The organism is Shewanella sp. SNU WT4, assembly GCF_006494715.1.
In the GTDB taxonomy this organism is placed as follows: Bacteria; Pseudomonadota; Gammaproteobacteria; order Enterobacterales; family Shewanellaceae; genus Shewanella.
The window spans coordinates 3,409,384-3,423,530 of the sequence record NZ_CP041151.1 but is presented as its reverse complement, the minus strand read 5'-3'; the positions used below and the strand labels follow the sequence as shown (position 1 = coordinate 3,423,530).

Genomic DNA, 14,147 nt, shown 5'->3' with positions numbered 1-14,147 from the left:
GGCTTTTGACTGGTGGTGCTTATCTGTTCCAACTCCTAATTCTGGTAATAAAATTACAATATAATTAAAAAGAACAATTTTTAGCCCTGCATATTGTAATAAAATTACCAAAGCGTATAATTGCTTTCGTTGGTTGAGCAGAGACCTGTTAGGCACTCAACCCCCTCTAGTCATCCAGGATGGATAATTCTCCAAGGAACCGAGTGACAAGTTGTCTCCAAGGATATGAGAACCTCTAGTTCCAGGGAACCGAGCCAAGCTTCATCTAGAGTATTTTTTTTACAACTTTGTTAGGAGAGCAGCACCATGATTTATCAACCTATGCACAATATTTATTGGCAGAACACTTGGTTTAACCCTGCGGTTCTGCGTGGCGGTATTTACGCCATGGTTTAATCGGGCCACTTGCCCTCACAGCTTGCTGTGAAACTAAGTAATGTTTGACCATTAACCTTTGTCACGTCCATTTGGATGTGTTCCAGATTCAAGTAATGGCGAGTGACCATCGCATTACCTATATGTAAATAGATGTTGTTCTATTTCATATTCATTCCCTTCCAGGAATACTTGAACTGTTTTTTGCCTACTCGTTTGAGTAGGCTTTTTTTTTGGGATTTTTTTAACTTGCTTCAAAATTGCTAATAAGCTGTGGCTGTTTTGCTCCCCGAACAAAGTGTTTCTCCAAAGCCGTGTAACTTGGCTGGTTTGACCTAGGGTTGCCCCTTATAATTGGCGCCCTTAGATGTAAGTGCCTATTCACATTTTTGGCACTCTCCCACCTTTTGATACCATCAAGGAACCTTGTTCCATGTTAGAAAAATTATTTAAGCTGTCAGCCAATAACACCACCCTTAAACAAGAAGTGATCGCAGGCGTTACTACCTTTTTAACCATGGCGTATATTATTTTCGTCAACCCTATGATCTTAGCTGGCGCGGGCATGGATCAAGGCGCCGTGTTTGTGGCCACCTGCGTGGCGGCGGCGATTGGTTGTATCGTCATGGGCTTAATTGCCAATTATCCAATAGCCTTAGCCCCAGGCATGGGTTTGAATGCTTTTTTTACTTACACAGTAGTAGGTGAAATGGGTTATAGCTGGGAAACGGCGCTCGGCGCCGTTTTCATGTCAGGCATATGTTTTATGGCACTGTCATTAATGCGTATTCGCGAATGGATTATTAACTCCATTCCAATGTCACTGCGCATCGGCATTGCTGCGGGTATTGGCTTGTTTTTGGCGTTAATCGCCTTACAAAATGCTGGCATAGTGGTAAGCAATCCAGCCACCTTAGTGACTATGGGTGATATTACGTCATTCAGTGCTGTGATGGCGGCGTTAGGTTTCTTCTTAATCATTGCCTTAGTGCAGCGCGGCGTTAAAGCTGCGGTCATCATCAGCATTTTAGCTGTGACTGCCTTGGGGGTATTATTCGGTGGCATTGAGTATCAAGGCCTAGTGTCTTTGCCGCCATCGGTGGCACCAACGTTCATGCAAATGGATATCGCCGGCGTTCTTGAAATCTCTATGATTTCAATCGTGTTTGCTTTCTTGTTTGTTGACTTGTTTGACACCTCCGGTACCTTAGTAGCGGTTGCCCAGCGCGGCGGCTTTATGGATGACAAAGGGCGCTTACCACGCTTAAATCGCGCCTTATTAGCTGACAGCACGGCAACCATCGCAGGCGCGGCCTTAGGCACCTCAACCACCACGAGTTATATTGAAAGTACTGCTGGCGTCAGTGCTGGTGGGCGCACAGGTTTAACCGCAGTCGTGGTTGGCATCTTGTTTTTACTGTCGTTATTTATATCGCCACTGGCTGGTATGGTGCCAGCTTATGCTACTGCCGGCACACTGTTTTATGTGGCCATTTTAATGATGTCAGGCCTGGTGAATGTTGAATGGGATGACTTAACCGAAGCGGCGCCTGTGGTAGTTGTTTGTATCTTAATGCCATTAACTTACTCAATCGCCACTGGTATTGCCTTAGGTTTCATTACTTATGGCGCAGTCAAGCTGTTAAGCGGGCGAGTGCGCGACTTAAATATTGGTGTTAGCGCGCTGGCGTTAATGTTTTTAGCGAAATTTATCTGGGGCTAATGCCCGCAGTTATTCACTAAAAAATGCCTTAGTTACGGTTTGAAATTGCGGATTAAGATGAATTAATCCGCAATCTTAGATATTTTCACTTGATAATCGGCTGATAGCTACCAATTTCCGCGGGGATTGGGTATAAGAAAGCTTTTGGCTGTTAAGCTTAAATCTCATGAATACCAGTGAAATTGCATACCGCCGCGTGGTGGTAAAATTGGGCACCAGTGTATTAACCTCTGGTAGCCGCAGTCTTGATAAAGCGCAGATGGCAGAGCTTGCTCGTCAAATGTCTCATCTTATGAAAGCCGGCGTTGAAGTTGTATTGTGCACTTCTGGCGCCATAGCCGCAGGGCGCGAGCATCTCAAGCATCCCCCTTTGCCCGATACCATGGCCAGTAAACAGTTATTGGCGGCCGTTGGTCAAAGCCAGCTCATCTTAGCTTGGTCGCAATTATTCAGTATTTATGGATTTAACGTGGGTCAATTACTGCTGACCCAAGCCGACTTACATGATCGTGAGCGTTATCTTAATGCCCGCGACACCCTTAACGCCTTATTAGCTAACGGCATTATTCCTATCATTAACGAGAATGATGCGGTTGCAACCAATGAAATCAAAGTCGGCGACAATGACAATTTATCAGCGCGCGCGGCCTTGTTGTGTGATGCTGATTTACTGATTTTGCTGACCGATCAGCAAGGTTTGTTTGACGCTGACCCAAGAACTAATCCTGATGCTAAGTTAATTTGCCAAGTGAACACCATAGACGATAGCTTGCGACAATTAGCGGGCGGCTCAGTCTCAGGTCTTGGCACTGGTGGCATGGCCACTAAATTGGAAGCGGCGGATATTGCGCGCCGCGCCGGTATTGAAGTTGTGATTGCGCCAGGCCATCAAGTTGATGTCATTAAAAAGCTGGTATGTAAGCAAGCCGTGGGTACTCACTTTAGCGCTATTGAACACCCGCTTGAAAGCCGTAAACAGTGGATTTTGGCCGGCCATAAGGCCAATGGTCAACTCATGCTTGATGACGGTGCGGTGAATGCCGTGGTCGCTAAAGGTCGCAGCTTACTGTCTAAAGGCATTACTCAAGTTGACGGCGATTTTGTGCGCGGTGATACTGTGCTGCTGGTCAACCAAGCGGGGCGCGAAGTCGCTCGCGGTTTAAGCCGTTATGATGCCCATGCAATGACCTGTATCGCCGGTCATCATTCAGATAAAATCGAGTCTTTACTGGGTTACGACTATGGTGATGCCGTAGTTCATAGAAACGATATGGTGGTGTTATGACAATCGACAAACAAGCCTATTTAGAGCAGTTAGGTCAGCAGGCCAAACTGGCAAGTTTTGAACTCGCAGGTCTAAGTAGCCCTCAAAAGAATCAATTGTTGCAAGCCATAGCTGTGTCATTAAGCGCCGCTAAAGCCACTATTCTGGCTGAAAATGCGAAAGATGTGGCAGCCGCCCGCGCCCAAGGCCTTGATGATGCCATGATTGACAGATTACTGCTCGATGACGCGCGCCTTGATGGTGTAATTAGCGACATTAGTAATGTGATTTCATTAGCCGATCCAGTGGGCAGTGATATCGACAGCAAGCGCTTAGATAATGGTATGCGTTTAAGCCGTCGCCGCGTGCCACTTGGGGTGATAGGGGTTATCTATGAGGCCCGCCCTAATGTGACTGTGGATATTGCAAGCCTTGGTTTAAAGACAGGGAACGCCGTGATTCTGCGCGGCGGTAAAGAAACGCGTTTATCTAACTTAGCCTTAGCCGCTGCTATTCGCTCAGCATTAGTGTCGCAAGGGCTCAGCGCCAATGCGGTGCAGTTGATTGATTCTCCAGATAGAGAATTAGTAAGCGGTCTACTTAAGTTAGATAAATATGTGGATATGATAGTGCCGCGCGGCGGGCATAAATTGCAGCGCTTATGTGCTGAGCAAGCCACCATTCCGGTGATCTTAGGCGGCATAGGTATTTGCCACATGCTGGTGGATAAAGATGCCAACTTAAGCAAAATCGCCCCTGTGGTGATTAATGCTAAAGTGCAGCGCCCAACCGTATGTAATGCCTTAGATACCTTGCTAGTGCATCAAGCGGTTGCAAATGAAGTGCTACCAAGCTTATGCCAGCAATTGCAGCAGCAAGGCGTACGCTTTTATGGCTGCGAGCAGACCCTAGCCATCACTAAAACTGCCAGTTTAGATATGCAAGCGGCGACGGATGACAGCTTTGCCACAGAATGGTTATCTTTGACCTTGGGCATTAAAGTGGTGGCTGATTTAGATGAGGCTGTGGCCCATATTCGCCGTTATTCCAGTGGCCATTCAGAAGCGATTCTCACCGATAATATTGCAACCGCCGAGCAATTTGTGAATCAAGTGGATTCTGCGGCTGTGTATGTTAACGCCAGCACTCGTTTCACCGATGGCGCACAATTTGGTTTAGGTGCGGAAGTCGCGGTATCTACCCAGAAGTTGCATGCCAGAGGCCCGATGGGACTTGAAGCCTTAACCACCTTTAAGTGGGTCGCTTTAGGTGATTACACGGCGCGGACTTAAGCTTAAGCAGCCAATGGCTGATAAGTTTAGCTGTTACCAATAGCATCAAAAAAGGTCGCCGCGGCGACCTTTTTGTTATTAGCGTTTTAATCAGTAATCAGTAATCAGTAATCAGTAATCAGTAATCAGTAATCAGTAATCATTCGGCGGTGGCGATGGCCGCAAACTGGGCTCGCAGCGCTTTAGCTAGCTCATTGGCATTGAGTGACATTTGTAGGCCACGCTTGCCAGCACTGATATAAATGAGATCAAAGCTTGCCGCCGATGCATCAATCACAGTTTTCAGCTGCTTTTTTTGGCCTAAGGCGCTAATGCCGCCCACTAAATAACCCGAACTTTTTTGCGCTTCGTTAATAGATGCCATATTAAGCTTCTTAAGCCCTAAGGTTTTGGCCAAGGCTTTTAAGTTTAATTGCTGGCTCACAGGTACTAAGGCGACAGCGACGGGGGCGCCGGTGGCCGATTCCGCCACCATTAAAGTTTTAAAGACTTGATGCGGGTCTAGCCCTAATTTTTCAGTAACTTCATTACCAAAGTCGTGGACATCTTTATCGTGATGATACTCATGTAAATTAAACGCGAGTTTAGCTATTTTTGCGGCGACAGTTGCGGGTGTCATAATTCCACCTTGTTAAGTTGTGACAGGCGCGCGAGCGTGTTAGCTCGCGGCTTTAAAATGATTCACAGTGGCTTAAAACTTTTGGTCAGCGTTTAACTTGTGCCTGCTTACTGCTTATTTTAAGCAACAGCTTAGGCAGTAGTTGCTGTAAGGCGAGGGCGCTTAAGATAAATCCCATGCCGACAAAAGTGGCAGTCACTATTTGCTCTTTAAGAATGAGCGCGATTAATGCCATAGATAAGAGCGGCGTTAAAAATACTAAGGTGCTGAGTTGTGACGCGCTCTTGGCATTCTTTAACGCTAAGAGCCACAACACAAAGGTGATGCCCATTTCAAATAAGCCCACATAAATACCCGCCGCTAATGCTTCAAGTGAGAAGCTTGGCAGTGGCTGCGTCAGCGCTAACGCTAAGCTAATAAAAGGCAGACTAATACAAAAGCTTAATAACAAGCTAACGACGGCATCCCCCTTATCTTTGGTATTTACTATCCAATACAAGCACCACAATACTGTGCTGGCGAGCGCTAGTAGTACGCCGACAGGTTGCTCAAACTCTAATCCTGCCAACTCGCCGCCGGTAGCAATAATTACTACGCCAATATAAGCGGTCACGGCTGCAATTAAATCGCTCTTACGTAGCGTTTGTCCAAGTAACGGTACGGCTAGCAGTGGCAGTAAAATCGCCCAAGTATAATTGAGCGCTAAGGCTTGCTGCGCGGGCAGTAAGTCATAGGCTTTAAATAACACTAAATAATATAAAAAGGGATTGAGTAAGCCGGTTTGCAGGTAAAGCCACGGGCTGCGCATAAATTGCCGAGCAATGAGATGGCGCTTGCCTTGCACTAACACCAGTGCGCCTAAGGTCACAATGGAGGTGACAGTGGCTACAAATACTAATTGCAGTGGGGTAAAAAATCCCAGGGCGATTTTAAAAGCGGTGGCGACCGTTGACCACAGTAAGATGGCGGCGAGACCAAAACAATAAGCAAGATGATGGGGCTTCACACGGAGTCCTTTCACAAACAATTGAGCCGCATTCGCGCTAGCTCAAGGCTAAATGTGGCTGCATTATACCCATTGGCACCCATTCTTCGTTAAATTAGATAAAAATTTTTAAACCTGCCCTTGTTTTTTAAAATGCTATCCCAATATATCAGTTAACAGAGGTTGAACCTTGAAGTGAGCGGCTGTTTTCTCCTTCAGATTTAATCGTCACAAATAATAGTTTGAGTTTTTGGAGATCCCCCATGGGTAAAATTATTGGTATCGACTTAGGTACAACTAACTCTTGTGTAGCCGTTCTTGAAGGTGGCAAAGCTCGCGTGATTGAGAATGCTGAAGGCGAACGCACTACCTCTTCTATCATCGCTTTCACCGATGAAGAAACATTAGTGGGTTCTCCAGCTAAGCGTCAAGCCGTGACCAACCCAGCTAATACTTTTTTCGCCATCAAGCGTCTGATTGGTCGTCGTTTTTCTGATGACGAAGTTCAGCGTGACGTAAGCATCATGCCTTACAAAATCATTGCAGCTGATAATGGCGATGCTTGGGTAGAAAGCCGCGGTAAGAAAATGGCTCCACCACAGGTTTCTGCTGAAATCCTGAAGAAAATGAAGAAAACTGCTGAAGATTTCCTGGGCGAGCCAGTGACTGAAGCGGTTATTACTGTTCCTGCTTATTTCAACGATTCACAGCGTCAAGCGACTAAAGATGCTGGCCGTATCGCAGGTTTGGAAGTTAAGCGTATTATCAACGAGCCTACTGCTGCGGCATTAGCCTACGGTATCGATAAGAAGCAAGGCGACAACGTTGTTGCTGTATACGACTTAGGTGGCGGTACTTTCGATATCTCTATCATCGAAATTGATAACAACGATGGCGACCAGACATTTGAAGTTCTGGCTACCAACGGTGACACCCACTTAGGTGGTGAAGACTTCGACAATCGTTTAATCAAGTATCTGGCTGACGAGTTCAAGAAAGAGCAAGGCATGGATCTGCGTAACGACCCATTAGCCATGCAACGTCTGAAAGAAGCGGCTGAAAAAGCTAAGATTGAATTATCTAGCGCCAACCACACTGAAGTTAACCTGCCATACATCACAGCTGATGCTACTGGTCCTAAGCACTTAGTGGTTAAGATCACTCGTGCTAAGTTAGAGTCACTGGTTGAAGACTTAATTCAGCGCACTTTAGAGCCGCTGAAAGTTGCTCTGGCCGATGCTGACTTATCTATCTCTGACATCAATGAAGTGATTTTGGTTGGCGGTCAAACCCGTATGCCAAAAGTACAAGAAGCCGTAACTAACTTCTTCGGTAAAGAGCCACGTAAAGACGTGAACCCTGACGAAGCGGTAGCTGTTGGCGCTGCAATTCAAGCGGGCGTACTGGCTGGTGACGTTACTGACGTACTGCTGCTGGACGTGACTCCACTGTCTCTGGGTATTGAAACCATGGGCAGCGTGATGACCAAGCTGATTGAGAAGAACACCACTATTCCTACTAAGGCGCAGCAGACTTTCTCTACTGCCGATGACAACCAAAGTGCCGTGACTATTCACGTACTTCAAGGTGAGCGTAAGCAAGCCCAAGCTAACAAGTCACTGGGTCAGTTCAACTTAGAAGGTATTGAGCCTGCTCAACGTGGCACGCCACAAATTGAAGTGACTTTCGATATCGACTCTGACGGTATTCTGCACGTGTCTGCTAAAGACAAGAAAACTGGTAAGTCACAAGACATCACCATCAAAGCCTCTTCTGGTCTGTCTGATGAAGAAGTTGCACAAATGGTACGTGACGCTGAAGCTCACGCTGATGAAGACAAGAAGTTTGAAGAGCTGGTTCAAGCTCGTAACCAAGCTGACGGTCTGGTTCATGCCACCAAGAAGCAAGTGACTGAAGCGGGTGATGCACTGGGCGCCGATGACAAAGCTAAGATTGACGCTGCCATTGCGGCACTGGAAATCAGCATCAAAGGTAGTGACAAAGAAGCGATTGATAAAGACTCTCAAGCGCTGATGGAAGCTTCTGCCAAGTTGATGGAAATTGCTCAAGCTAAAGCACAATCTTCACAAGGCGAAGCTCAAGCTGACAACAGCAAAGCAGCAAGCGACGATGTAGTTGATGCTGAGTTTGAAGAAGTGAAAGACGATAAGAAATAATAACTTAGGCACATAAGTGCCTGCTTATTGTTTCCCTGCGGGCGTTATGAGGTCACTCTAACGCCCGCAAAGCTAAGTTAAGCGCAGAGAAAGCAAAGAATATGTCAAAGCGTGATTATTACGAAGTATTAAGCGTCGGCAGAGATGCCAGCGAACGCGAAATCAAGAAGGCCTATAAGCGCCTGGCGATGAAGTATCACCCGGATCGCAATCCAGATGACAAAGACGCCGAGGCCAACTTTAAAGAAGTTAAAGAAGCCTACGAGATCTTAACCGACGCTGACAAGAAAGCAGCTTATGACCAGTTTGGTCATGCTGGTGTCGATCCTAACCGCGGCGGTGGTGGTGGCTTTAATGGCGGCGGCGATTTCGGTGATATTTTCGGTGATGTGTTCGGTGATATTTTTGGCGGTGGTCGTCGTGGCGGTGGTCAGCGTCAAGCGGCTCGCGGTTCCGACCTTCGTTACAACCTCGAATTATCTTTAGAAGAAGCGGTCCGTGGTTTAACCCGCGAACTGCGTATACCAACCTTAGCGGGTTGTGATGTCTGTGACGGCACAGGTGCTAAAAAAGGCACTAGCCCAACCACTTGTGGCACATGTCACGGTGCTGGCCAAGTGCAAATGCGTCAAGGCTTCTTCGCCGTTAATCAAGCGTGTCCAACCTGTCATGGCCGTGGCAAGATCATTAAAGATCCTTGCTCTAAGTGTCATGGTGAAGGCCGAGTTGAAAAAACTAAGACCTTATCCGTTAAAATCCCTGCTGGGGTTGATACTGGCGATCGCATTCGTTTAGCTGGCGAAGGTGAAGCGGGCGAATTTGGCGCGGCATCTGGCGATTTATACGTTCAAGTATCAGTGCGCGAGCATCCAATTTTCGTGCGCGATGGTAATAACTTGTACTGTGAAGTGCCTATTTCCTTCAGCAAGGCAGCCTTGGGCGGTGAAGTTCAAGTGCCAACGTTAGATGGTAAAGTAAGCCTTAAGATCCCAACTGAAACGCAAACCGGCCGTATGTTCCGTTTGCGCGGTAAAGGGGTTAAATCAGTGCGTAGCCATGCTATTGGTGATTTATTGTGTAAGGTAGTGGTTGAAACGCCAGTGAGCCTGAGCGATAAACAAAAAGAGCTGTTACGCGAGTTTGAAGCCTCATTAAACGGTGAATCACGCAAGCACAGCCCGAAAGCCGAAGGCTTTTTTGATGGCGTGAAGAAGTTCTTTCAGGACTTGAATAGCTAAAATCTATCTCAGATTCAAATGCGTTAACTACAACCCCGCAGGTCAGCCTAGCGGGGTTTTTTATTGGCGGCGTTTAGGCATAGGGGGCTGTGGTGTCATTGCTTTGTTATCTAGGCTGAGCTACCTTGACTCACATGCTGATATTAATGGCACTGGTTGAGGTGTGTTATGAATGGGAACAAACTATTACTGCTAGTCATGCTCTCTTCTACTGCGTTTGCCTCCACTGAAGTGTATAAATGCGCCGATGGTAAATATCAAGATGCCCCTTGCAATGAAAATAGCTCGCCAGTGGATTTTAGCGGTATTGGCAATATTATTAAATCGAGTGACAGTATTTCACATCCTATTGCGCATACAGATACCGCCGCTGATAAGCAATCAGAAATTACTCGTTATATTGCCAAGCAGCAAACAAGCCGAGAAATAATCAAGTTAGAGAATGACAGAAAGCAAGTGATTGCTATGCGTGATAAGCGTTTACGGCTTTACGTGAAAGTCGCCAATACGCTAGTAACAACTTAGCCGGAGCCACTTGGGAGCAGAGTTTAGCCCAAGAACAATTAGCCGTGACCCAAGCCGCTGAAACTCAAGTGGCATCCATAGATAGGCAAATCGAGCTGTTAAAAGCCAAGAAAAACTAAGAGCCGCATACCTAATGGGCTATGTTGTCATTTTATGGTTAGGGTAAATTGCTATCTTATTAAAAAGAAAGGGGGCATAAGCCTCACAGGTAAAGACTTTAATGATCCGAGCAATGGAATGCCGAGTAGGGATCCCGTTATCAAAATCTCGATGCTTTCGCAGCCAAGATAGGTTCTCTTGGGCGAATTCTTCGACAGCTTGCCAGCCATCACAACCTGAAGCGATAGCGGCTAAAACGAGAAAAATAATATCAACTAAATCATGGTTTAGGTTGATGTGGGAGCGAGGGTCTTCGATGAGTTTCAAGTGTTCAAATAAGGACATGAATTAGGCTCAGTAGAATAACATGCCCAATCAGATCATGCAGATACGAAGAAGTTCCCTACTGTTAACAAAGTATGATCCCGCCCTAGCTATAGAGGTAACCGGCAGCCATCGCCATGCTTAAAATTACCGCCAAGAAAGTAATAATCATCTGATTTTTAAAGATAGCTTTTAGCAGAATAACTTCAGTCAAACTCGCACCAGCACTCCCAATAATTAACGCCATGACAGAGCCCATTGCCATGCCTTTTTGCACTAACGCGGCGCTTAACGGAATAACGGCTTCGGCGCGCAGGTACAGTGGAATACCTATGATGGCGGCCACTGGAATGGCATACCATTTGGCTTCACCGGCGTATTGCACTATTAAGTCAGTCGGAATAAAACCGTAGATCATTGAGCCTAATAAAATACCCACAAACAGGTAAGGCAGTACTTGTTTAAAATCCTTCCAGCTTGTATTCCACACCCGCATCCAGCGGCTTAACTCAGCGATTTTCGGCGTTTGACTCGTGCAACCTGCAGTCGCGACAACGGCTGGCGCGTTTTCGCAGCATGAGCTGTTTGCAGGTACTATTGCTGCAGGTTTGGGCGTACAACATGAGTTGCTTGCAGCTGTATTGGCAGCGGTAATAGCTTCATTTGTCTTAGGCGTCGCTTTTACTTCGCAGCAAGGACTTATCACAGCTTGAGTGTCACAGCATGAAGCTGCGTCTGACTGCGAGTAAGCTTCTTTTCGCACGTAGCGCTCAAAGCCTAATTTTTCAAGTGCATAGTCTGCAATGACAGACACCCCCATGGCTATGGCAAAGTAAAATAATGCCACTTTAACGCCAAAGGTGACCACAAATAAGCCGATAATAATCGGGTTAAGTAAGGGGCTTGCCAATAAAAACACCATCATAGGGCCAAAACCCGCGCGGGCTCGCAGTAGGCCCTTTAAGAATGGGATGGTGGAGCAAGAGCAAAACGGGGTAATAGACCCAAGTAAGGCGGCGATCACATAGCCTTTGCCATTGCGCGAGCTTAATATGGCTTGGACTTTGGCAGGGCTGATATATTCTTGAATAACGCCAACCAGATAGCTGATGGCAAGAAATAACAAGGTTAACTCAACGACCAACAAGGCAAACATGCTCGCCGTTTCTTTTGCCATGGCAATAATTTCCGGACTCATTGGTACCTCTTGATTAATTCATTTCTAATTTTCCAGAATAATAGTTTTCATTCATCCTATTCGCAATAGATGTTTCTGCATTTATCGAAATAAAAGGTGGCGAAATTGCGTTCAATGCATTAATCCGTATGGGAATAGGCGTAAGTTCTTGGCGCACGGGGACAATTGTTATGCTGCGCCCGTTAGGATTGATTGGCGAACTAGAGGGTGTTGAACTCGGCAGTAACCATTGATGGCTTATGAGGCCAAAGGAATAAGCCAAACTAAATTGGTATTCGAGGGTGACTCTGAGTAAACTTCCGCACCCATGTTTTTATCCGGTGTTGCTATGACGACTGCTGAGCTTTGTTCCCTTAATTCATTTACCTTTTCACAGCTTGGAGTCGATGCTGCCATCATAGCAGCACTTCCTGCGACGATGACGCAGCCAACTAAGGTGCAGCAATTAGCCATTCCTGCCATTTTAACTCAACAAGATGTGTTGGCGTTGGCGCAAACTGGTAGCGGTAAAACCTTGGCCTTTGGTTTGCCAGTGCTACAAGCCATTTATCAAGCCAACTTTCAAATAAAGAATAAGCGCTCAGACGCTGATACCGCGCTTGATGAATCAGCCGTTCGAGCCTTAATCGTGGTGCCAACGCGCGAGCTAGCAGCTCAGGTGACGGAAGCCTTATTGCTCATAGCCCAAGCGCTAGAAATTGAGATTGCGACCTTGTGCGGCGGGGTTGATATTGAAAAGCAATTGGCAGCGCTCGCAGCCAAGCCGCAGTTAATAGTGGCCACTCCTGGGCGTTTACTTGAGTTATTAAAGCAGGGCGAATTAAGCTGTGATGGTTTGCAGCTGCAGCAGTTAAGCCATTTAGTGCTGGATGAAGCCGATAGATTATTAGAAATGGGGTTTTGGCCAGACATACAGCAATTGCTGGAATTTATTCCGCTTGAACGTCAAACCTTATTGTTTTCAGCCACTTTGCCAAGTGGTTTAGAGTCACTATTGTCGCAGCTGTTAAAGAAGCAAGCGCAGCGCATCACAGCGCACACTACTAATGCTGTGGTAGCTGAGATTGCAGAAACCTTATATTTAGTCAATAAAGGCAGCAAAGCTAAGGCGCTTGAGGCGTTATTAGTTAAGCATCAATGGCCACAAGCCTTGGTATTTATTAGCGCCCGCGATGATGTCGAAGCCTTTGCTAAAAAGCTGAATAAGGCTGGCATTAATGCGGCGGCGCTCCATGGTAAACAAACCCAAGAAGTGCGCAACCAAACCTTAGCGGCATTTAAAGCCGGTAAGATAGCTGTGCTGGTGGCCACAGATTTATTAGCGCGCGGTATTCATCTGGAAGGGTTACCTGTGGTGATTAATCTGGATTTACCGCAGCATGCGCCAGTTTATGTTCATCGATGTGGTCGCACTGGGCGCGCGGGTCTAACTGGGCAGGCTATTTCATTAGTGTGTCATGCCGATGCTTCAGCGCTAGATGCGATTAGAGCCTTAACCCAGCGGGCGTTACCTTTATTGGCCTTAGAAGGCTTTGCAGTCACAGATACAGTAGCAACTGGGACTAGTAAGCGGGCGCCGCGCGATAAGCAGGCCAATCGTCGCACTATGGCTAAAACCGGTATGAGTCAATTTAAATCCACTAAAGGTAAAAAATGAGCCTAAACCCGCAAGGTCTTGGCGAACCCAAGGCCTTATTAAAGGTTTATATTGAAAACCGCCCGCAGTTTATGGGGCTAGAGCAGCTTAATTGTGTCCAGCCTTTAGTGACTGGTGAAATTGCTGCCATAGCGGGTGCGTGCGGTAATGGCTGGCGCAAGGTGTTTAGTGTCTATGCCAAGCTGATGTTTGCTATCAAATATGATGTTAGCCGTGAGCGGCATAACTATCACTGCTGGCAAGATTATCGCGATCAAGCTTTGCTGCAAGCTGGCAGTGATACCGCACTACTTTTTAGCGTGCCTTTGGATGTTACCTCATTGCCGCTGGGCGCTTCGCTCACTGAGCCAGAGTTAAGTTCTAACTCAGTGCATATCATCATGGGGCGCACTTATGCTAAGCAGTTAATTGCCCGCGGGCTGATAACGGCTGAGCTTGATTGGCTTGATCATGAATTTGCCATTGATAGGGCGCAGCGCTTGCTTGTGTGCCCGTATTTTGATTATCGCCAGCTCACTAATGTTAAATTAGCTCGGCTTGCGGAACTCATAGATAGCTTACTGGCATAGAGCTTAAGGCTTAACAAGTTTTTGATTGCAACACTTGGGTTAAGAGGCTGTCATCCCCATATCTCTAGATAAGCCTTACTGGCACGCTAGTACAGGCTAGTA

At 46.6% G+C, this 14,147-nt stretch carries 11 protein-coding genes and 1 pseudogene; 8 read left to right on the top strand and 4 right to left on the bottom strand.

What is annotated here, in order from left to right; all coding sequences use genetic code 11:
- Window positions 1-808: 808 nt before the first annotated feature.
- The 3 genes from FJQ87_RS15440 to FJQ87_RS15430 all read left to right on the top strand — a co-directional run bounded on the left by FJQ87_RS15440 (window position 809) and on the right by FJQ87_RS15430 (window position 4,654).
- Window positions 809-2,098 (top strand): NCS2 family permease, encoded by a 1,290-nt coding sequence (locus FJQ87_RS15440; RefSeq protein ID WP_140933375.1) that lies wholly within the window; start codon window positions 809-811, stop codon window positions 2,096-2,098.
- Window positions 2,099-2,264: 166 nt separating this feature from the next.
- Complete coding sequence (gene proB / locus FJQ87_RS15435; protein WP_140933374.1) at window positions 2,265-3,383, top strand: glutamate 5-kinase; 1,119 nt, start codon at window positions 2,265-2,267, stop codon at window positions 3,381-3,383.
- Complete coding sequence (locus FJQ87_RS15430) at window positions 3,380-4,654, top strand: glutamate-5-semialdehyde dehydrogenase (RefSeq protein WP_140933373.1); 1,275 nt, start codon at window positions 3,380-3,382, stop codon at window positions 4,652-4,654. Before proB ends, FJQ87_RS15430 begins: the two co-directional genes overlap by 4 nt.
- 139 nt (window positions 4,655-4,793) lie before the next feature.
- Here FJQ87_RS15430 and ybaK read toward each other — a convergent pair whose 3' ends face one another.
- Both ybaK and FJQ87_RS15420 read right to left on the bottom strand, forming a co-directional pair.
- A complete protein-coding gene (ybaK, locus tag FJQ87_RS15425) occupies window positions 4,794-5,273 on the bottom strand; it encodes a Cys-tRNA(Pro) deacylase (protein WP_140933372.1) in 480 nt (159 codons plus the stop codon).
- Window positions 5,274-5,358: 85 nt separating this feature from the next.
- A complete protein-coding gene (locus FJQ87_RS15420) occupies window positions 5,359-6,279 on the bottom strand; it encodes a DMT family transporter (RefSeq protein ID WP_140933371.1) in 921 nt (306 codons plus the stop codon).
- A gap of 242 nt (window positions 6,280-6,521) precedes the next feature.
- Between FJQ87_RS15420 and dnaK the strand changes: the two genes are divergently transcribed.
- The 3 genes from dnaK (at window position 6,522) to FJQ87_RS15405 (ending at window position 10,198) form a co-directional block, all read left to right on the top strand.
- Window positions 6,522-8,435 (top strand): molecular chaperone DnaK, encoded by a 1,914-nt coding sequence (dnaK, locus tag FJQ87_RS15415; RefSeq protein WP_140933370.1) that lies wholly within the window; start codon window positions 6,522-6,524, stop codon window positions 8,433-8,435.
- 101 nt (window positions 8,436-8,536) lie between these two features.
- Window positions 8,537-9,673 carry a molecular chaperone DnaJ gene (gene dnaJ / locus FJQ87_RS15410; protein WP_140933369.1) on the top strand — a complete coding sequence of 379 codons (1,137 nt, stop codon included), beginning with the start codon at window positions 8,537-8,539 and terminating at the stop codon, window positions 9,671-9,673.
- 168 nt (window positions 9,674-9,841) lie between these two features.
- Window positions 9,842-10,198, top strand: a complete 357-nt coding sequence (locus tag FJQ87_RS15405) for a hypothetical protein (protein WP_240778749.1) — start codon at window positions 9,842-9,844, stop codon at window positions 10,196-10,198.
- A 213-nt stretch (window positions 10,199-10,411) separates the two neighbouring features.
- Here FJQ87_RS15405 and FJQ87_RS15400 read toward each other — a convergent pair.
- A pseudogene (locus FJQ87_RS15400) lies at window positions 10,412-10,642 on the bottom strand (transposase family protein); the annotation flags it as partial.
- Between the two features lie 85 nt (window positions 10,643-10,727).
- Window positions 10,728-11,819, bottom strand: coding sequence for a permease (locus FJQ87_RS15395; RefSeq protein ID WP_140933368.1), 1,092 nt, complete (start codon window positions 11,817-11,819; stop codon window positions 10,728-10,730).
- Between the two features lie 307 nt (window positions 11,820-12,126).
- Here FJQ87_RS15395 and FJQ87_RS15390 point away from each other — a divergent pair, with 307 nt between their 5' ends.
- Together FJQ87_RS15390 and FJQ87_RS15385 are read left to right on the top strand one after the other, a co-directional pair.
- The gene (locus FJQ87_RS15390; protein ID WP_140933367.1) at window positions 12,127-13,476 is read left to right on the top strand and encodes a DEAD/DEAH box helicase; all 1,350 of its coding nucleotides are present in this window, start codon (window positions 12,127-12,129) and stop codon (window positions 13,474-13,476) included.
- Window positions 13,473-14,045 (top strand): hypothetical protein, encoded by a 573-nt coding sequence (locus FJQ87_RS15385; RefSeq protein ID WP_140933366.1) that lies wholly within the window; start codon window positions 13,473-13,475, stop codon window positions 14,043-14,045. Before FJQ87_RS15390 ends, FJQ87_RS15385 begins: the two co-directional genes overlap by 4 nt.
- Window positions 14,046-14,147 lie beyond the last annotated feature (102 nt).

Excerpts from the sequence above, each read along its gene's own strand:
- FJQ87_RS15440 (WP_140933375.1), top strand. The coding sequence starts at position 809 with ATGTTAGAAAAATTATTTAAGCTGTCAGCCAATAACACCACCCTTAAA.
- proB (WP_140933374.1), top strand. The coding sequence starts at position 2,265 with ATGAATACCAGTGAAATTGCATACCGCCGCGTGGTGGTAAAATTGGGC.
- FJQ87_RS15430 (WP_140933373.1), top strand. The coding sequence starts at position 3,380 with ATGACAATCGACAAACAAGCCTATTTAGAGCAGTTAGGTCAGCAGGCC.
- ybaK (WP_140933372.1), bottom strand. The coding sequence starts at position 5,273 with ATGACACCCGCAACTGTCGCCGCAAAAATAGCTAAACTCGCGTTTAAT.
- dnaK (WP_140933370.1), top strand. The coding sequence starts at position 6,522 with ATGGGTAAAATTATTGGTATCGACTTAGGTACAACTAACTCTTGTGTA.
- dnaJ (WP_140933369.1), top strand. The coding sequence starts at position 8,537 with ATGTCAAAGCGTGATTATTACGAAGTATTAAGCGTCGGCAGAGATGCC.
- FJQ87_RS15405 (WP_240778749.1), top strand. The coding sequence starts at position 9,842 with ATGAATGGGAACAAACTATTACTGCTAGTCATGCTCTCTTCTACTGCG.
- FJQ87_RS15395 (WP_140933368.1), bottom strand. The coding sequence starts at position 11,819 with ATGAGTCCGGAAATTATTGCCATGGCAAAAGAAACGGCGAGCATGTTT.
- FJQ87_RS15390 (WP_140933367.1), top strand. The coding sequence starts at position 12,127 with ATGTTTTTATCCGGTGTTGCTATGACGACTGCTGAGCTTTGTTCCCTT.
- FJQ87_RS15385 (WP_140933366.1), top strand. The coding sequence starts at position 13,473 with ATGAGCCTAAACCCGCAAGGTCTTGGCGAACCCAAGGCCTTATTAAAG.